15 protein-coding genes are annotated in these 18,770 nt (G+C 74.2%); 4 read left to right on the top strand and 11 right to left on the bottom strand.

Annotation, left to right across the window (positions count from 1 at the left end):
- Positions 1-314 precede the first annotated feature (314 nt).
- Positions 315-1,667 (bottom strand): enterobactin transporter EntS, encoded by a 1,353-nt coding sequence (gene entS / locus ACFYW3_RS32410; RefSeq protein WP_389388116.1) that lies wholly within the window; start codon positions 1,665-1,667, stop codon positions 315-317.
- 40 nt (positions 1,668-1,707) lie between these two features.
- A complete protein-coding gene (locus ACFYW3_RS32405) occupies positions 1,708-1,956 on the bottom strand; it encodes a phosphopantetheine-binding protein (RefSeq protein ID WP_053675471.1) in 249 nt (82 codons plus the stop codon).
- 196 nt (positions 1,957-2,152) lie between these two features.
- On the opposite strand from ACFYW3_RS32405, the gene ACFYW3_RS32400 reads away from it, so the two are divergent.
- Positions 2,153-2,716 (top strand): GNAT family N-acetyltransferase, encoded by a 564-nt coding sequence (locus tag ACFYW3_RS32400; RefSeq protein ID WP_389388115.1) that lies wholly within the window; start codon positions 2,153-2,155, stop codon positions 2,714-2,716.
- A gap of 78 nt (positions 2,717-2,794) precedes the next feature.
- Here ACFYW3_RS32400 and ACFYW3_RS32395 read toward each other — a convergent pair whose 3' ends face one another.
- The 8 genes from ACFYW3_RS32395 to ACFYW3_RS32360 all read right to left on the bottom strand — a co-directional run bounded on the left by ACFYW3_RS32395 (position 2,795) and on the right by ACFYW3_RS32360 (position 13,306).
- A complete protein-coding gene (locus tag ACFYW3_RS32395) occupies positions 2,795-3,004 on the bottom strand; it encodes an MbtH family protein (protein WP_053675469.1) in 210 nt (69 codons plus the stop codon).
- A gap of 87 nt (positions 3,005-3,091) precedes the next feature.
- The gene (locus ACFYW3_RS32390; protein ID WP_389388114.1) at positions 3,092-5,893 is read right to left on the bottom strand and encodes a condensation domain-containing protein; all 2,802 of its coding nucleotides are present in this window, start codon (positions 5,891-5,893) and stop codon (positions 3,092-3,094) included.
- A gap of 6 nt (positions 5,894-5,899) precedes the next feature.
- Entirely contained in the window at positions 5,900-7,294 is a 1,395-nt protein-coding gene (locus ACFYW3_RS32385; RefSeq protein ID WP_389388113.1) for a lysine N(6)-hydroxylase/L-ornithine N(5)-oxygenase family protein, read from the bottom strand.
- A gap of 218 nt (positions 7,295-7,512) precedes the next feature.
- Positions 7,513-8,466, bottom strand: coding sequence for an acetylglutamate kinase (gene argB, locus ACFYW3_RS32380; RefSeq protein WP_389388112.1), 954 nt, complete (start codon positions 8,464-8,466; stop codon positions 7,513-7,515).
- Positions 8,463-9,491 carry an N-acetyl-gamma-glutamyl-phosphate reductase gene (gene argC / locus ACFYW3_RS32375; protein WP_389388111.1) on the bottom strand — a complete coding sequence of 343 codons (1,029 nt, stop codon included), beginning with the start codon at positions 9,489-9,491 and terminating at the stop codon, positions 8,463-8,465. Before argC ends, argB begins: the two co-directional genes overlap by 4 nt.
- Before the next feature lie 37 nt (positions 9,492-9,528).
- Positions 9,529-10,176 carry an isochorismatase family protein gene (locus ACFYW3_RS32370; protein ID WP_351762723.1) on the bottom strand — a complete coding sequence of 216 codons (648 nt, stop codon included), beginning with the start codon at positions 10,174-10,176 and terminating at the stop codon, positions 9,529-9,531.
- A gap of 158 nt (positions 10,177-10,334) precedes the next feature.
- Entirely contained in the window at positions 10,335-11,975 is a 1,641-nt protein-coding gene (pgm, locus tag ACFYW3_RS32365) for a phosphoglucomutase (alpha-D-glucose-1,6-bisphosphate-dependent) (RefSeq protein ID WP_351762721.1), read from the bottom strand.
- Positions 11,976-12,361: 386 nt separating this feature from the next.
- Positions 12,362-13,306 carry a nucleoside hydrolase gene (locus tag ACFYW3_RS32360; protein ID WP_351762718.1) on the bottom strand — a complete coding sequence of 315 codons (945 nt, stop codon included), beginning with the start codon at positions 13,304-13,306 and terminating at the stop codon, positions 12,362-12,364.
- Between the two features lie 228 nt (positions 13,307-13,534).
- Here ACFYW3_RS32360 and ACFYW3_RS32355 point away from each other — a divergent pair, with 228 nt between their 5' ends.
- The 3 genes from ACFYW3_RS32355 to ACFYW3_RS32345 all read left to right on the top strand — a co-directional run bounded on the left by ACFYW3_RS32355 (position 13,535) and on the right by ACFYW3_RS32345 (position 17,555).
- Positions 13,535-14,737 (top strand): serine hydrolase domain-containing protein, encoded by a 1,203-nt coding sequence (locus ACFYW3_RS32355; RefSeq protein ID WP_389388110.1) that lies wholly within the window; start codon positions 13,535-13,537, stop codon positions 14,735-14,737.
- 212 nt (positions 14,738-14,949) lie between these two features.
- Positions 14,950-16,920 (top strand): peroxidase, encoded by a 1,971-nt coding sequence (locus tag ACFYW3_RS32350; RefSeq protein WP_351762715.1) that lies wholly within the window; start codon positions 14,950-14,952, stop codon positions 16,918-16,920.
- Positions 16,921-17,276: 356 nt separating this feature from the next.
- Positions 17,277-17,555: a hypothetical protein gene (locus ACFYW3_RS32345; RefSeq protein WP_329447422.1), complete on the top strand. Its 279-nt coding sequence runs from the start codon at positions 17,277-17,279 to the stop codon at positions 17,553-17,555.
- Between the two features lie 21 nt (positions 17,556-17,576).
- On the opposite strand, the gene ACFYW3_RS32340 is transcribed toward ACFYW3_RS32345, so the two are convergent.
- Positions 17,577-18,569 (bottom strand): NAD-dependent epimerase/dehydratase family protein, encoded by a 993-nt coding sequence (locus ACFYW3_RS32340; protein WP_389388109.1) that lies wholly within the window; start codon positions 18,567-18,569, stop codon positions 17,577-17,579.
- Positions 18,570-18,770: the final 201 nt, after the last annotated feature.

The raw sequence follows: 18,770 nt of genomic DNA, 5'->3' as shown, positions 1-18,770 counted from the left end.
TCCAGGGTTCGGCGGCGGCGGGGCGAGGAGGCGGTCGGGCGACGGGTGGTGCCCGCAGGTGGCGGAGGGTCAGCGTCCGGACGGGGCGGGGGAGGCCGCCAGGAGGCTGACGAGGCCGGCGGCGGCGCGGCGCAGGCGGGCGCGCAGGCGGGCCGCGGGGGTGAGGGCGTGGGTCATGGCGGTTGCCTTTCCGGGCCGCCGGCGGTGGCGGCCGAGACGAGACGGGTGGCGCGCGGCCGGCCAGGGCGGGCCGGCCGGTCGACGGCGGGGAGTCGGCCGGTCGTCGGCGGGGGAGGGGTGGAAGGAGGCCCCGGTCAGGCGTCGGAGGGGCGGGCCGCCTCGGTGACGGGCCGCGCCGCGGTGTCCTTGGTGAGGGCGTCCGGGACGGCGAGGGTGTCCGGGGCCTCGGGGGTGTCGTCGTCCTCGCGGGGCAGGGTGGCCCGGCGCAGGCCCGGTACGGCGATGGCCACGCCGACGGCGGCGACGGCGCAGACGGCACCATTGAGGATCGCCGCGCCGGCCGGGCTGAACCAACGGGCGATGGAGGCGACCTCGGCGTCACCGAGGACGCCGCCGGTGGTGCCCTGGGCGGTGATGACGCTGACGATCCGGCCGCGCAGACGGTCCGGGGTGCTGTGCTGGACCAGCGCGTATTCGAGGATCTCGTAGACCGTGCCGGCCGCGCCGCCCACGGCGAGCGTCAGGAAGGCGACGGCCACGTGACCGCTGAGGCCGAAGCCGACGGTGGCGAGCCCTCCGGTGAAGGCCGCGGCGAGCAACAGGCCGCCGGGGCGCGCGGCGCGGCCGATCCAACCGCTCGTCGCCGACGCGAGGACCGCGCCGACCGCAGGGGCCGTGTAGAGCAGGCCGAGCATGATCTCGTCGCCGTGGAACTGACGGTCGACCATCTCGGGGAAGAGCACCACGGGGACGTTGAACACGGCCACCACGCCCCCGAGCAGCACCAGTCCGCCGACGACCCGGTTGCGCAGGGCGTACCGGAAGGCGACCATCGGGGAGCCGGAGTCCTGCTCGGCGCCCTCCTCGTCCTCCTCGTCGGTGACCGGCGGCAGCGGGCGGATGCGCGAGATCAGGAAGGTGGTCACGGCGGTGGTGACGGCGGCGAAGGCGAAGACGGGTCCCGCGCCCCAGGCGGCCAACAGGACGCCGCCGAGCAGCGGCGCGCTGATGGAGCCGATCTCGCCGGTGAGGGAGATCAGGGCGCCTGCCGCCGGGAGTTGGTCGGGGCGGACCAGTGTGGGGGCCACCGCCATCAGCGCGGTCACGCTGACGCCCGTCGCGAGGCCGTCCCACGCGACGCAGACGTAGATCGCCCACAGGGAGGGGTCCGGGAGCATCGCGTTCACCGCGAGCCCCGCGAAGGCGAGGGCGGCCGCCCCGCGCGCCCAGACGATCAGCCGCTTCCGGTCGGTCCGGTCGGCCATCACACCGCCCCAGAGCGAGCCCACCAGCACGGTGACGCTCATGATCATGCTGGCCACGGCGACGTCGAAGGTCGAGCGGGTCAACCCGTACACCTGGGCGGCCAGGGCGACGGTCGCCATGCCGAGGCCGAAGAGCGAGACCACCCGGGCGATGAAGATGGCCCGGAAGTCGCGGCTGGTGCGCAGCGGTTCGATGTCGATGACGAGGTCGCGCAGGGACACAGGGGGCTCCGTTGACGGCGGGGACGGCGGGTGGGGCGTGTCAGGCGGCGGTGGACAGGAGAGCGGCCCATTCGCGCAGGGTGGGGCGCTCGGCGAGGTCCACGAAGCTGATCCGGGCGCCCTCGGCGCGCCATCTCTCGACCAGGGTCATCAGGCGTATGGAGTCCAGGCCCTGGTCGATCAGGTCCTCGTCGGGCGAGATGTCGGCCGGCTCGACGTAGAGGACCTCGGCGACGTCCTGGATCAGGCGGTCGAGGCCGAGGGGCTCGGTGGTGAAGGAATCGGACATGTCACGGCTCTCTGTTCTGTGAGGAGGAGCCCGCCCATCGATTAGGCAAGGCTTACCTAACTAAGGATGAGGTGGATGCGTCAAGTCGGAGGTGAGGCCCTTTCGACCTGCGGACGGTCAACTCGCCCGGGCCGAAGGGCGGGTGGGGCTGGAGTGGTGAATTGCAGGTCAACTTAGGCAAGGCTAACCTAAACCTGTGTCGATCATTGTCGCAGCCTCCGTCGAGGCAGACCTCCCCGCGCGTCCGGACCTCCCCGCCGCCCCGGACAGCGCCCCGACTCCGGAGCACCTCCCGACGCCGGAACCCCCCGTCCCCCACGTCCGGTCGGCCCGCCTGTGGGACGCGCCCGACCTGTACGCGCTCTCCCGCGCCTTCGTCCGCTCCGGCGCGCTGAGGGCCCGCTCGATCGGCCACTACCTCTCCCACGCGGGGGAGTTCCTGGTCGCCGAGGGCGCCGGTGGTGACCGCGTACGCGGCTGCCTCGCCCTGCGGGACGAGGCGCCCGCGTCAGCGGTGCTCTACAACTTCTGCGTGGCACCGGGCTGCCAGGGGCAGGGCGTGGGGTCGGAGCTGCTCCGCGCCGCCGTCGAGCGGGCCCGGCGGAGCGAGGTGCGGACGCTCTTCACCGCCACCACCGGCTCCGCCCGGCTCTTCCTGCGTCACGGCTTCGTCCCGGTCGAGCCCGGTGAGGCCCCGGCCGACTGGGCCGCCGCGCTCGATCCCGCCCGGGGCTCGCGGGTACTGCGCCTGACGGTGTGAGACGGGCTCGCGGAAGCCGGGCCGAAGCGTTCGCTTCGGCCCGGCTTCCGTGTGTGCGCCCCGGGGCGGGGCGGTGTGTCAGCCGCGGGCCACGAGGCTCGCGGGACGCATGTCCGTCCAGTGCTCGTCGGTGTAGGCGGCGCAACCCTGTCGGGTGTCCTCGCCGTGGGCGACCGTCCAGCCGGCGGGGACCTCGGCGAAGGCGGGCCACAGCGAGTGCTGGTTCTCGGCGTTCACCAGCACGAAGTAGCGGGCGTCGTCGTCCTCGAACGGGTTGGTGGTGGCCATGGGGATTCTCCTTGGATGTGTGGGTGGTGCGGTGGTGGGTGGGAAACGGTGGACGGGTCGGCAGGGGGAAGCGGTGCCGGCGGGCCCTCAGGGCCTTGTGACACCGTCCCCCGGCAGGAGGGCGAGGGCCCGAGCGGTACCGGTGGCCTCCTCGGCGAGGGCGAGCGCCTCGTCGGCGGTGAACAACCGGTCCGACCAGCGCCAGGCCACGGTGACGGGCATGCGTCCGTCGACCGGCGGGCCCGTGTGGACGGTCAGCTCCAGCGGTCCCGTCAGCGGCAGCGCGCTGCCGGGCACCCGCAGCGGGTGCCACTCGCCGGCCGGGGCCGGACCCCACGCGCAGGCCTCGTCCGCCGCCCGCAGCACGGCCCGGCGGTGGTAGCGGACGCCGCACCGCGGCAGGTCCGCGAGCCGGGCCGCGGTCTGCGGATTGAGGTGGCGCAACTGTTCCAGCCCCTGACCGCGGTCCGGGACCGAGGCCAGGGCGCGCTCCACCCGGCGATGGGTCCGTTCGGGCTCGGCCGTACCCTCCGGGCCGAGCGGCAGGCGCAGCAGGTACGCGGAGGTGAGACGGCCCGCCGTGCGCGGCGCCGCGTCGGACCGGGGGAGTTCCAGGTCGACCAACAGGCCGGTGCCGTCGTGCAGGCGCGGCCGGGTCGAGGCGATCCGGGCCAACGCGGTGAGCAGCAGGGCGTCGACGGGGTCGGCGCCGTCCTGAGCGGGCTCCGAGCGCGGGACGGGCAGCTCCAGCCGCGTCACCACCCTGTGGCCCCCCTCGGTGGCCGCCCACGCCCGCCCGGCGGTACCGGAGGCCAGCGCCGACCAGTGGGCCAGTTCCACGACCCGGGCGGTCGACTGGGCCTCGGCTGCCAGGGTGGACGCCCAACCGGTGAGCCCGCCGGCCGGCGGCAACGCGTCGTCCGCGGAACGCTCGCCGAAGGCGTACTCCTCGTACAGCGGGGCGATCTCGTCGGCCAGCGACTGCCAGGAGACGTCGTCCACGGACAGGTGGTGTCCGACGAGCAGCAGCCGCCCCGGCTCTCGGGGACCCGCGTCGAACCAGACCGCCCGCAACACGGCGGCGGTACGCGGGTCGAGGGCGGCGGCGGCCGTCCGGGCCGCCTCGGAGACCAACCGTTCCCGTTCGCTCTCGGAGCGGCCCGTGACGCCGATCCGGCGCAGTGTGGCCGGGTCGGTCACGGCGGGGGCCGAGGCGGCGGGCCGGATCTCCTGGCTCCAGATGCCGTCCGTGCGGTGCAGGGCCAGCCGCAGCGCCGGATGACGGCGCGCGAGGGCCGCCAGGGCCTGGCGCAGCGGAGCGGCCCGGAGCCCGGCCGGGACCCGCAGCAGGACGGACTCGTGCAGGTGCTCCACGGCGCCCCGCGCGCCGCGCAGCCGGTGGGCGGACGGCAGCAGGGCCACCGTCCCGCTCTCGTCGTCGGGTTCGGGTCCGCCGTGCCGGGCACGCGGGGGAGCCGGGTCGGCCCCGGGCGAGACCGTGCGCGAGCCCGGCGCGGCGGCCGCGAGTTCCGCGACGAGGGGAAGCGCGGCACGGCCGGGTTCCCGGGCGAGGGCCACCAGGGCGGCGGCGCACACCTCGGCCTGTCGGCGCAGCGAGGTCTCGTCGTACAGGGCGGGGTTGGCGTCGAAGTCCAGGCGCAGTCGCCCGTCCGGGTAGCCGGACGCGGAGACCGACAGGTCGTCCACCGGCCCCGACGCCAGGCTGACCACGTGACCGCGGGTGCCCGCGAAGTCGAGCTCGGTCTCGAAGGGCCGCAGGTTGACCAGCGGCCCCGGCACCCGGCTGCCCGGCAGCTCGGGCCACAGGGTCCGGGCCAGCACCTCGCCCCGGACGCGCTGGTGACGCCGGAGGAAGGCGAGTTCGTCGGCGGCCCGGCCCAGCAGGGAGCGGAACGTGTCGGACGGCGACACCGGGACGCGCACGGGGAGGATGTTGACCGCCATGCCCGGTACCCGCAGGGTGCCCGGGGCGGTGCGCGCCGTGGTGAACAGTGCCAGGGTGGCCTCCGCCGCGCCGGTCCGCGCGGCGAGGTCGACGGCGGTGGCCGCGACGACGGCCTCGCCCCAGGTGACCCCGGCCGAGCGGGCCGCGTCGGCCACGGCGGCGCTGTCGGCCCGGTCGACGACCACGGTGTGGCGCAGCGCGGTGTCACCCGCCGGGGCGGGGCGACCGGCCGGCCAGGCCGGGGCCGGGGGTTCGGCGTAGCGACTCGTCCACGCGGCCAACTCGGCGTCGTACGCCGCGGAGGCGGTGTAGACCCGGTCGGCGTCGGCGAGCACGGAGACGGGCGCGAACGGGGACGGGGTGGGCGCCGTGCCCCGGACCAGGGACGTGTAGTGCTCGGCGATCCGCCGGCTGAGCAGGGCCACGCCGTACCCGTCGACGACGAGCTGGTGGAAGTACTGGACCAGCAGGTGGTGTCGGGGGCCGGTGGTCACCAGCACGGCGCCCGCGAGATCGGGCACCAGGTCCGGCAGCGGAGGATCGATCAGCAGCTCCAGCCGGGGCGGGCAGGCGAGTTGACCGCGTACCAGTTCCACGGCCGCGGCCACCGGGTCGGCGGCGCCGGACGTGTCCAGACGGGCCAGACTCCGGGCCGGCGGGCCGACCGGTACGGGCGCCTGACGGAACCGGCCGCCGTCGCTGGTGACGCTGAAGCGGAGCCAGGGAGCCTCGTCGAGGGTGCGCCCGACGGCGTCGTCCAGGGCCTCGGTGTCCAGCGGGCCGACGAGCTCGATGTACTGCCCGACGTTGTAGCCGGCGTAGGACGGCGCCGCGGTCTGCGCCGCGAGCACATGGGCCTGGGCCGCCGTGAGGTCCACGGCGGGCGGGGCGGTGGGAGCCGTGGGGGCGGTGATGGTGGGCACGGGCGGTCAGCCCCGGTTCGCGGGGGCGGTGGGCAGCGGGGCGCCGGCCCGCAGGTCCCGTTCGGCGGCGTTCAACAGCAGGGAGTCGCGGATCTCGCCGGAGCGTACGGCCAGGGTGGACAGCAGGGAGGAGGTGATGCCGTGGCTGTGCTCGGTGGAGGCGCCCTGGAGGTAGATGCCGGCGCGCAGCCGGGGCGTGGTCTCCACCCGGTGGTCGCGGCCGATCCGCAGGCGCCCCTGACCGTCGGTCAGGCACTCGTCGGCCAGGTCGCCCAGCAGGTCGAGCGGGTCGCCGGCGCGGTAACCCGTCGCCAGGACCAGCGCGTCGCAATCCAGGGCGAGGGTCTCGCCGCCGGTGAGGGAACGTACGGTGACCCGGACCCCGTCCGACGTCGGGGCCGCCGCGGCGAACTCGCTCGCGCCCATGATCCGCAGCCGTTCGGTTCCGGCCACCTTCTCCTGGTAGACCGTCCGGTACAACCGCTCGATCAGATCCCCGTCCACCACCGAGTAGTTGGTGTTCGCGTGGTAGCCGAGCAACTGCTGCTTCACGCCCTGCGGAGCGCGGTAGAACTCGTCGACCGCGGCCGGGTCGAAGATGCGGTTCGCGAACGGGCTGTCGTCCGCGGGGCTGTAGCCGTAGCGCCTGAAGACCGCGCACACCTCGGCGTCGGGGAAGGTCCGGTGCAGGTGGTCGGCCGTCTCCGCGGCCGACTGGCCGGCTCCGACGACCACGAACCGGCGGTGCGTCCGCTCGGTCAACAGCGGTGCGCGGTGCAGCAGGTCGCGGTTGTGCCAGATCCGTTCGCCGGTCTCCACGCCCGCCGGCAGCCGCGGGACCAGGCCCGTGCCGATCGCGATGTTGCGCGCGCGCGGGCCGGCGGAGCGGGCCGCCTCGGGGGCGCCGGCCGGGCGGGTGAGGACGTCGAGCTCGTCCACCACGCCCGCCGTGTCCGAGCCCGGTGCGGGGGCGACGCCGGTGACGGTGGTCGCGTAGCGGACCTGTTCCCGGAATCGGGCCGCGCACCAGCGGAAGTAGTCGTGGAATTCGATCCGGGTCGGGAAGAAGGTCTTGTGGTTGACGAAGTCGACCAGCCGCCCGCGGTCCTGGAGGTAGTGCACGAAGCTGAACGCGCTTCCGGGGTTGCGCAGCGTCACGAGGTCCTTGAGGAAGGACACCTGCATGGTGGCGCCTTCGAGGAGCATGCCCCGGTGCCAGTCGAAGTCGTCCTGCCGCTCGACGAACGACGCCCGGATCGCGTCACCCGGTGCGCGCTGGTCGTTGTGCTCCTTGACGGCTATCGCCAGGGCCAGGTTGGCGGGGCCGAAGCCGATGCCCACCAGGTCCCGGGTGTCCGGGAGTCGCTCCCCTGGAGTGGTGTTCGCGTGTGGTGCGGACATTCCCATCCTTCCTCTGTCTCACCCAGATACTTAGGTAAGGCTGGCCTAACATCACCGATTGCGGGGGTCGTGTCAAGTTGGCGGAAAGTATCCGGATGTCGAATCGCCGGATCGTCAACTGCCCTGGTGCGCAATCGATGTGGGGGCGCGACGCGGACACGACGCCGACCCCGGCGGCCGAAGCCCGCCGGGGTCGTGTCGTCGAGAAGGGTCGAGAATCAGCCGGCGGTAAAGGAGTCCACCGGGTCCGCGCCGGCCGCGCGGGTGCTCGCCGGGCAGGCGTCCGCCGGGTCGTCGGGCACCACGGCCGTCCCCGTGTGCTCGTCCGCGAACACCTCCAGGAGCAGCGCGTGGGGGACGCGGCCGTCCAGGACGTGCGCCATTCGCACCCCGGAGCGCACCGCGCGCAGACAGCCCTCCATCTTGGGCACCATGCCGCCGGCCAGGCTCGGCAGCAGTCGCTCCAACTCCCCGACGGTGAGACGGTCGACGACCTCGTCGCTGTGGGGCCAGTCCGCATACAATCCGGCCACGTCCGTCAGCATGATCAACTTCTCCGCGTCCAGCGCCTCGGCGAGGGCCGCCGCCGCCAGATCGGCGTTGATGTTGTAGATCGCGTCGTCCCGCTCGCCCCGGGCGATCGGGGACACCACGGGGATCCGTCCGCGGTCCAACAGGCCGCGCAGGGTGTCCGGTTCGACGCGGACGATGTCGCCGACGAGGCCGATGTCCACCTCGCGGCCGTCCACCACGGCGGGCCGCCGCACCGCGGTCAGCGTGCGCGCGTCCTCGCCCGTCATGCCGACCGCGAACGGACCGTGCGCGTTGATCAGGTGGACCAGATCGCGCTGCACCTGACCTGCCAGGACCATCCGCACCACCTCCATCACCTCGGGAGTGGTGACGCGCAGCCCGGCCGTGAACTCCACCTCCAGGTCCAACTGCCGCAGGAGCGCGCTGATCTGCGGCCCTCCGCCGTGCACCACGACCGGACGCAGCCCGGCGTAGTGCAGCGACACGACGTCCTCGGCGAACGCCCGCTTCAGCTCCTCGTCCACCATGGCGTGCCCGCCGAACTTCACCACCACCGTGCGGCCCTGGTACCGCTCCAGCCACGGCAGGGCCTCGATGACCGTCCGCGCCCTGACCGGCGCCCGCCCCGTGACGGTCACGGCGCCACTCCGTCGAACGGCAGCCCCGACGTCTCCGGCAGACCCAGCGCGATGTTCATGCTCTGCACCGCTCCGCCGGCCGTGCCCTTGGTGAGGTTGTCGATGGCGCACACGGCGACGAGGCGCCCCGCCGCGGGATCCACGGCGATCTGCACCAGCGCGGTGTTGGAACCCGCCACCGCGCCCGTCGTGGGCCACCGCCCCGGCGGCAGCAGGCGTACGAACGGCTCCTCGGCGAAGGCCGACACGTACGCCGCGCGCACCTCCTCCTCCGTCGTGCCGGGCAGCAGACGGGCCGAGCAGGTCGCCAGGATCCCGCGGGCCATGGGGGCCAACGTCGGGGTGAAGGAGACACCGACCGGCGTGCCCGCCACCAGGGAGAGGTTCTGTACCAGCTCGGGAGTGTGCCGATGGCCGCCCCCGACACCGTAGGGGCTCATCGACCCCATCACCTCGGAACCCAGCAGGTGGGGGCGGACCGCCCGCCCGGCACCCGAGGTGCCACTGGCCGCGACGACCACGGCCTCCGCCTCCAGCAGCCCGGCGCCGTAACCGGGCCACAGGGCCAGGGTGACGGCCGTCGGGTAACAGCCCGGCACCGCGACGCGGACGGCGCGGGCGAGGGCCTCCCGCGCGCCGGGCAGCTCCGGCAGGCCGTACGGCCAACTCCCCGCGTGCTCAACGCCGTAGAACCGCTTCCAGGCGTCCGGGTCCCGGAGCCGGAAGTCGGCACCGAGGTCGATCACCAGCGTCGTTTCGGGCAGGCGCGCGGCGAGCGCGGCCGACTCCCCGTGCGGCAGGGCCAGGAAGACGACGTCGTGTTCCGCGAGCCGGTCGGGGGAGGTCTCCTCCAGCACCCGGTCGGCGAACCGGTGCAGGTGGGGCTGGACGGCGCCGAGCGCGCGCCCCGCACTGGTGTGCGCCGTCAGCGCGCCCACCTCGATTCCCGGGTGTGCGCCGAGAAGTCGCAACAGCTCACCACCGGCGTATCCGCTCGCTCCCGCGACGGCTGCCCGCACGTTCATCTCCGTCTGCCTTCGGCCGTGTTCGGTGCAGTGGTCATCAGAGTTCCAGTTCGTCGATCAAGGTGGTGGTGGTGCGTACGACGGCTCCGCGCGCGGCCGACCAGCGCAGCGCGAGGGCGTGTTCCTCGGCGGACACGTCGGCCACCGCGTCGGCGACCACGAACGGCTGGATGTCGTTCATGTACGCGTCGGCGGCGGTCAACAGGACCCCGGAGTGCGCGAAGAGACCGCAGACGATCAGCTGGTCACGCCCCGAGGTCCGCAGGATCCGTTCGAGATGGCTCCGCAGGAACGCGTTGTCGCGGGTGTTCGTGATCACGTGTTCGCCCAGGGAGGGGGCCGGTGAGGCGGCGATGCGCCCGTCCGGAGGCGTCGCGTCCCCGTCCTCGTCCGGGTGGAGGGCGGCCGGGCGGGGGGCGGGGCCCCGCCGGTCGGGGTCGACCGGGGGTTCCGCGCTGAACACGACCGGGAGGCCGAGACGGTGGGCGGCGGCCCGCAGCCGGGCGACGTTGGCGACCAGGTCGACCAACGGCGAGACCCCGGGCGGGAAGACCTGGAGCAGATGGTGCTGCATGTCGTGGATCAGTAGTGCGGCCCGTCCCGGATCGACCTTCCACGGTGCGACGGACCGTGGCAGCGCGTCCTCGTCGGGCATGGCGTAGCGCTCGGCTGTCTGAAGTCCCACGGCCGCATTCCCCCTAGGCGAAGGCCGGTACTCGCCCCGTCAACGGGACTTAGCTTAGCCTAACCTAAGTGACGTGATCTTGGACGTGTCGCCGGTGTGTCGATTCATCCGGAGCCCCCGGTCGCGCCGCGACCGGGGGACGCCTCCCCGGGAGCGGCTCAGCCGGACAGGGCCGCCGAGACCACGTTCCGGGCCTCCTCCTGGACCGTCGCCAGGTGGTCGGGACCGAGGAACGACTCGGCGTAGATCTTGTAGACGTCCTCGGTGCCCGACGGGCGCGCGGCGAACCAGGCGTTCTCCGTGGTCACCTTGATGCCGCCGATGGCCGCCCCGTTGCCAGGCGCCTGCGTCAGCACCCCCGTCACCGGTTCGCCCGCGAGCGTGTCCGCGGTGATCTGGTCCGGGGACAACCGGCCGAGCACCGCCTTCTCCTCGCGGGTCGCGGGGGCGTCGATGCGCGCGTACGCCGGTTCCCCGAACCGCGCGGTGAGTTCCGCGTACCGCTCGCTGGGCGTCTGCCCCGTCACCGCCAGGATCTCGGAGGCGAGCAGCGCCAACAGGATGCCGTCCTTGTCGGTGGTCCACGGTGAACCGTCGTGCCGCAGGAACGAGGCTCCCGCCGACTCCTCCCCGCCGAACCCGAGGGCGCCCGAGGCCAGTCCGTCCACGAACCACTTGAAGCCGACGGGCACCTCCACCAGTTGGCGCCCCAGGTCACCGGCGACCCGGTCGATCATCGCCGACGACACCAGCGTCTTGCCGATGCCCGCGGTCGCCGGCCAGTCCGGGCGGTGCGCGAACAGGTAGGCGATGGCGGTGGCGAGGTAGTGGTTGGGGTTCATCAGGCCGGCGTCGGCGGTCACGATGCCGTGCCGATCGGCGTCCGCGTCGTTGCCCGTGGCGATCTGGTACCGGCCCGCGCCCTCGATCAACGAGGCCATGGCGTAGGGAGAGGAACAGTCCATCCGGATCTTGCCGTCCCAGTCCAGCGTCATGAACCGCCAGGTGGGATCGGTGTACGGGTTCACCACCGTCAGATCGAGACGGTGCTCCTCGGCGATCCGGCCCCAGTACGCCACGGACGCGCCGCCGAGCGGGTCGGCCCCGATCCGCACGCCCGCCGCGCGCACCGCGTCCAGGTCGAGCACGGACGGCAGGTCCGCCACGTACGCGCCGAGGAAGTCGTGGCGCCCCGTCGTCCGCGCGGCCAGTGCCCGCGCGTACGGGATCCGCCGCACCTCCTTCAGGCCGCCCGCGATGATCTCGTTGGCGCGCGTCTCGATCCAACCGGTGGCATCCGAACCCGCCGGGCCGCCGTGGGGCGGGTTGTACTTGAAGCCGCCGTCCGCCGGCGGATTGTGCGAGGGGGTGACCACCACGCCGTCGGCCAGGCCGGAGGAGCGCCCGCGGTTGTACGTCAGGATCGCGTGGGAGACCGCGGGCGTCGGCGTGTACCCGTCGGCCGAGTCGATCAGCACCGTCACGTCGTTGGCGGCGAACACCTCCAGGGCGGTCACCCGGGCCGGCTCCGACAGCGCGTGCGTGTCGGCGCCCAGGAACAGCGGCCCGTCGGTGCCCTCCCTCGACCGGTACTCGCTGATCGCCTGGCTCGTCGCCGCGATGTGGTCCTCGTTGAAGGACGTCGACAGCGACGACCCGCGGTGCCCGGACGTGCCGAAAGCGACCCGCTGGACGGGATCCGAAGGGTCGGGGCGCAAGCTGTAGTACGCGGTCACGAGCCGGGCGACATCGATCAGATCGCCCTGCTCCGCCGGTCGGCCCGCTCGCTCGTTCGGCATCCGCCGGTTCCTCCACACTCGTCGGGGTGATCGACCCGGTTCGGGTCGCGCGGAACACCGGACCGCCCGGGCCTCGGCCCGCGCCGCCCGCCGCGTCATCGTCCGCCCAGCCTTCCCCGTACACCCACCCGTCACGCCTTCGGCCGCGGCCCGACCCGGCCGGTGAAACGGCACGGGGGAGCGCGATCGGGGGCGGCCGGGGGCGACGGCCGGATCCGGCCCGCCACGGATTCGACCGTACGCCGGACACCCACCTGGCCCACCCGGGTACCGGACACCGACCGACGGTCCCGCGGACCGGCGCATGTCAGGCGCATGCCAGGCGCAGGACCGACGCGGGACCGACGCCGGACCGACGCAGGACAGGCGCGGGCCAGGCGCCGCGCTCAGTCGCGCGCGGCGCCCAGTGCGGCCACCGCCGCCACCATCCGGTCCCAGAAGAGGTCCGTTCGCAGGCCCACGGCCACCCGGGCGTTCGCCGGCAGCCCCAGGCGCCCGTGCAGGTCCACCACGGTCGCCCCGCGCGTGTGCCGGCCGTGCAGCTCCACGGCGACGTGCGCGTCGACGCAGTCGACGATCCGGGGATCGATGACACGGGCCACCGCCACCGGATCGTGCACCGGGGGAGCCGAGAACCCGAACAGCCGGCGGTAGGTTCCGGCGAAGTACCGCAACAACTCGACGCAGATCCAACCGAGTTCCGAGTCCAGCGCCTCGAACCGGGCCAGTACCCCGGGGGTGGCGAGCGCCTGATGGGTGACGTTCAACCCGCACATGGTCACCGGGACACCACTGCGGAAGACGATGTCCGCGGCCTCCGGGTCCACATGGATGTTGAACTCGGCGGCCGGGGTCCGGTTCCCCCGCTCCGTCGAACCGCCCATCAGCACGATCTCCTTGATCCGCCCGGCCACTTCGGGGTACCGGGTCAGCAGGAGCGCGATGTTCGTCAGCGGAGCCGTCGGCACGAGCGTCACCGGCTCGGGGTGTCCGATCAGGACCCGCCGCAGCAACTCCACCGCGTGTTCGGGGACCGCCGTCACGGTCGGCGCGGGGAACCGGGGGCCGTCGATCCCCGACACCCCGTGCACGTCCTCGGCCACCTCCAGCGGCTCCACCAGGGGTTGCGCGCACCCCGCCGCCACCGGCACGCCGGTGATACCCGCGACCGTGCACACCCGGAGCGCGTTCAGCGTGGTCTTGTCCAGGGTCTGATTGCCCGCCACCGTGGTGACGGCCAGCAGGTCGATTCCCGGATCCCCCGCCGCCAGCATGATGGCCAGGGCGTCGTCGTGCCCGGGGTCGCAGTCGATGACGATCGGAACGGCCAACGCGGGCCACCTCTCCTCGGCCCGCCCGGCAGGCGGGTCCCGTCCTGCTCCCAGTGTGACCCCGGTTCCCGCGCGCGGGCCCACTCGAACCGGCCGTCCGCGCGCCCCGTCACCCGCCGCACCTCGGCCGGATGGAGCAGGCCGCAAGCGGCGGGCCGACCGCGAACCGATGCTGGGCCGAGACATCGCCCGGGCCCCGCCGGGGCCCGAAACCGAGGAGGTACCCGCGTGCGTCCGCTGCACACCCCGAGCCGATCCGCCGCCCGTCCCCGTCCACGCGGCCTGCGGCGGGCGGCCGTCGCCGCCCTCGCCGCGACCGCCCTCGCCGGCAGCCTCACCCCGGCGGCCGCGGGGACCGGCCCGGGGGAGCCTCCCCGGGACCGGTCCCTCCAGCGGCAACTGCGGGAACTCGTCGAGGCTCCGGGCGGCCCGCCCGGAGCCATCGCCGTGCTCCGACGCGACGGCCGCCAGGAGGTCTACCGGGCCGGCGTGGCCGAGATCGGCCGCCGTGAGGCACCCGGCCTCGACGACCACATGCGGATCGCCAGCGTCGCGAAGGCCTTCAGCGGAGCGGTCGCCCTCAGCCTGGTCGACGACCACCGGCTCGGCCTCGACGACACGATCGGCCGACGCCTGCCCCGCCTGCCCCGGGACTGGCACGCGGTGACGCTCCGCCAACTGCTGAACCACACCAGCGGTCTCCCCGACTACACCGAGGACCCCGAGTTCCTGGAGATCCTCACCGCCGACCCCCGACACCGCTTCGACTCCCGCCGACTCCTCGACTACGTCGCCGACGAAGACCTCCGCTTCGCACCCGGCTCGCGCTACCGGTACTCCAACTCTGACAACATCGCCGTCGCGCTGATGGCCGAACAGGCCACCGGCCGCCGCTACGAGGAACTGCTGAAGGAGCGGGTGTACCGGCCGCTCGGCCTGCGCGACACCAGCCTCCCGCAGGGCTACCGGCTGCCCGAGCCCTTCATGCACGGCTACGCCGTCGACCCGCCGGCCCCACCGGAGGACGTCAGCGAAGCGCTCGGAGCGTCGGGCGTCTGGGCGTCGGGCGGCATCGTCTCCACCCCGCGCGAACTCTCCGCGTTCATCCGCGGCTACGCGGGGCCCGAACTGCTGTCGCCGCCGACCCGCCGCCAACAGCAACGCTTCGTGCGGGGCGGCGCCTCGGAGCCCGCCGGGCCGGGCGCGAACGCAGCCGGGCTGGGCATCTTCCGCTACACCACGCGCTGCGGGGCCGTCCTCGGCCACACCGGCAACTTCCCCGGCTACACGCAGTTCGCCGCGGCCACCCCGGACGGCAAGCGGTCGGTGACCGTGTCCGTCACGAGCCAGGTGCCGCTCGACCCGCAGCTCCTCGACCGGCTCCGCACCACCGAGGAGAACTTCGTCTGCCGCCTCCTCGGAGATCGCTGACGGCGATCCGCGCCCCGGGCCCGGCACGATCCGAACGGGACGACCGAGGCTCCCGATCGACCGACGGGGCGTCAACCGACGCCCCGTCACCCCATCGGTGCGCCCGCCTCGCGCGTCTCCCCTCCATCGCACAGGGTGATGATCATCGGCTGCCCGGCACACCCTCCCCGGCGTCGCCCGGCCGCGCCCCCCTTCCCCGCCCGGAGGACACGTTGCAGAGCCCGCCCTCCCCGCACCACCCCACCCGCCGCACCGTCGTACGGGCGGGCGCCTGCGCCGCCGCCCTCGCCGTCGGGATCCCCGGCGCCGCGGCCGGCGCCGCGCCCCGTGTCGGAGCCCCCGGTACACCCGTCGCACCCCCGGCGTCCCGGGCCGCAGCGCAGGCCCTGCCCCTGCGGGCCGACACCACCACCCAGGGCGACATCCTCGCGGGCTTCCGCAAGGACCACGTCTGTCTGCTCCTCGTCCACTTCCACCACGCGGGCAAGGCCCGCCGATGGCTCGCGGGCCTGCTGCCCGACCTCTCCACGACCGATCAGGTCACCCGTTTCAACGCCGAGTTCAGCAGGGCGCGCACCCTGCGGGGCGGCGTGGACCCGGCCGGCATGTCCACCCTGTGGACCGGCCTGAGCCTCACCCACCCCGGCCTGAGCCTGCTCGCCGGCAAGGACCCCTTCCCCGCCGTCCCGGCCGGGGGCACCGCCGAGGCCTTCCGCGACGGGGCCGCCGCCCGCGCCGAGGCACTGGGCGACACGGGACCCAGCGCCCCCGACTCCTGGTTGTTCGGCGCGTCCGAGGACGACGTGCACGCCGTCCTCACCCTGGCCGCCGACGACGCCGGGCGACTGGCCGAGGCCGTCGACCGCCACCGCCGCTCGCTGGACGGCGCCGCCGCCGCGGTGCTCTTCGGCCAGGACGGCGCCACCCTCCCCGGCGCGCTGCGAGGCCACGAACACTTCGGCTTCCTCGACGCCATCAGCCAACCCGGCGTACGCGGCTTCGACGCGTCCGACGCCGCCGACCCCGCGACCGTCCAGGGCAAGCCCGGCACCCGGCTGGTGCCCGCCGGCGAGTTCCTGATCGGGCACGAACGCGTCGGGGCGCGTCCCGCCGGGCTGCCCGCATGGGCCACCGGCGGCTCGTTCCACGTCGTACGACGGCTCGCGCAGGACGTGCCCGGGTGGTGGGACCAGGCCGCCGAATGCCTCGCCGAACTGAAGAGGTCCGGTGCCGCGCCGGCCGACGCGGACCCGAAGTGGCTCGCCGCCCGCATGATCGGTCGCTGGCCCGGTGGCGCACCGGTCGCCACCTGCCCCGTCGCCGAACGCGTCCCCCGTCCCGGCGAGGACATCGACGGCGCGCTCGACTTCCACGACGACCCGCAGGGCTGGACCACACCGCTGTTCGCGCACATCCGCAAGAGCAACCCGCGCGGTGGCCTCACCCCGGCCCCCGGACGTCCGCCGCTGCCCATCGCCCAACTCGACTCCCGCCGCATCATCCGACGCGGCATCCCCTTCGGCCCGCCGCACCGCCCTGAGACCCGATCCCGCGCGGACGGCGGCGACGACACCACGCGCGGCCTCCTCTTCGTCAGCCATCAGGCCGACCTCGTCGAGCAGTTCGAGTTCATCGCCAAACGCTGGGTCAACGACGTGGACTTCCCGCCGGCCCGCCACCCCGTCCCGGGCGCCGACCCGGTCATCGGCCCCGGCTCCCAGGCCGCGTTCGAATGCCCCTCCGAGAGCGGCAGCCGCGCCACCACGCTCTCCTTCCAGCGGTTCATCCGCACCGAGGGCGCCGTCTACGCCTTCACCCCCTCGCTCCCCACCCTGCGCGCCCTGGCGGCCGGGAAGCTCGACGATTCGATCGAGGTGCACGCCGGTACCGTGCTGCGCCCCGGCGACACCCTGGACGCCGGCGCCGTCCGCCTGAGCATGGAGAGCACCGGTGACCTGGTCCTGTACGACGGCGACGGCCGTTCGGTGTGGAGCGCGGGCACCTCGGGCACCGGGGCCGAGGCGCGCTTCACCGCCGACGGTGAACTCGCCGTCCTCACGGCGACCGGCCGGTCCCTCTGGTCCTCCGGGACCACCGGCCACCGGGGCGCCCGCCTGCTGATCCGCCCCTCCGGCGACGCGGTCATCGTCCAGGGCGACAAGACCCTGTGGCACGCCGGATGACCACGGCCGGTCCGGGGGGCGCGTCCGGACGAGCCGCCCCGGGTCCGAGACGGCGCCCCGGGACGCCCGGCCACGTCGCGGGCACCGGCCGGTCGGGGACGCCTCCCGGGTGGGTGTCGGACCGTACGGAGGTACAGCCCGGCGCGGGCGAACCTCCGGCCGGCCGGAGTTCGTCGGGACGGGTGTGAACCGCATTGACGAGCGGTACGTCGCGGAACCCGCCGCGCCCCGGCGGTGCGCGGTGGCCGTGACGCTCCCCGGCGGGCGGCGCGCGTACCCGTCGGCCCGCCGCCCCGCGGAAAGTCGGGGTCGAAGGTTCCCGGCGAGGAGATCGCCCGGTCGCTAGCCTGGGCGGCATGACCGCCTCCGCCGGGAACGATCCCGCCTCCGCTCCCCGTCGCTACACCGTCGTGCTGCGCCCGGGACCCCGCCCCGAGGGCGGGACCGGGCGCGAGGGCATCCTGCGCACGGCCGCCGTGGACTTCACCGGTGAACTGGGCACGTCCGGTTACCCGCGCTACGAGGGCGAGGGCGTACAGGCCGACATCGACCCGGAGACCCGCACGGTCGAGGCGGTCACCCTCGACGGCTCGGAGCTCCCCTACGGGTGGGTGGCCCAGATCGCCGAGAACTGAGCCCGGTGCGGGGAGGCGTGGTCACGCCGGCCCGTCTCCCGGTTCGGCCATGCCCGCCTCGAACGTGACCACCGGACGCCAACCCAGCTCCCGGCGCAGCCTCGCCGAGTCGGCGGTGATGTGCCGGACGTCGCCCAGCCGGTACTCGCCGGTGACGACGGGATCGGGGCCCGCGCAGGCGGCCGACAGCGCCTTGGCCATGTCGCCGACGGTACGGGGATCGCCGCTGCCCACGTTGTAGGCGACGAAGCCGGGGGTCTCCCGCACCGCCTCCAAGGCCACCACGTTGGCCGCCGCGACGTCCCGTACGTGCACGAAGTCCCGCCGCTGCCCGCCGTCCTCGAAGACGCGCGGGGCCTCCCCCCGCGCGAGTGCGGAACGGAAGAGCGCGGCGACACCCGCGTACGGGGTGTCGCGCGGCATTCCCGGCCCGTAGACGTTGTGGTAGCGCAGCGAGACCACCCGCCCGCCGGTGGCCCGCGCCCAGGACGCCGCGAGGTGTTCCTGGGCCAGTTTGGTGGTGGCGTAGACGTTGCGGGGATCCATCGGGGCGTCCTCGGCCACCAGCCCGGGGGCGAGGTCGGCGCCACAGGTGGGGCAGCGCGGCTCGAACCGGCCCGCCCGCAGGTCCCCCTCGGCACGCGGACCCGGGCGGACCACCCCGTGGGCCGGGCACTCGTACCGCCCCTCGCCGTACACGACCATCGACCCGGCGAGCAGCAGCCGCCGCACCCCGCACTCCGCCATCCGGGCCAACAGGACGGCCGTACCGAGGTCGTTGGCCGACACATAGGCGGGGGCGTCGCCGAAGTCCTTGCCCAACCCCACCTTGGCGGCCTGGTGACAGACCGCGTCCACCCCGGCGAGGGCCTCGCGCACCTGCGCCGAGTCCCGTACGTCCCGCCCGTTCTCCTCCGTCAGGTCGAAGACCACCGGGTCGTGCCCGCGGTCGGCGAGTGCGGAAACCACGTGCGAGCCGATGAAGCCCGCTCCTCCAGTCACAAGTACGCGCATGCCCCGACGCTATGCCGGGTGCGGCCCGCCGGGGCGCCCGGCGGGCCGCACGTCACGGATCCGTAAGGACCGGGCACGGCGGCGTCACCCCACCGGGGGGGGGGGGGCGCCGGGCGGGGGGGGGGGGCCCGCGGGGTTGATGTGTTTTTGGGGGTATTTTTTGGGGGGTGGGGTGGGGGAGGAAAACCACAGCAACATGTT

This window comes from Streptomyces sp. NPDC002602, assembly GCF_042889445.1.
Taxonomy (GTDB): domain Bacteria; phylum Actinomycetota; class Actinomycetes; order Streptomycetales; family Streptomycetaceae; genus Streptomyces.
This window is presented reverse-complemented; position numbering and strand designations above follow the sequence as displayed.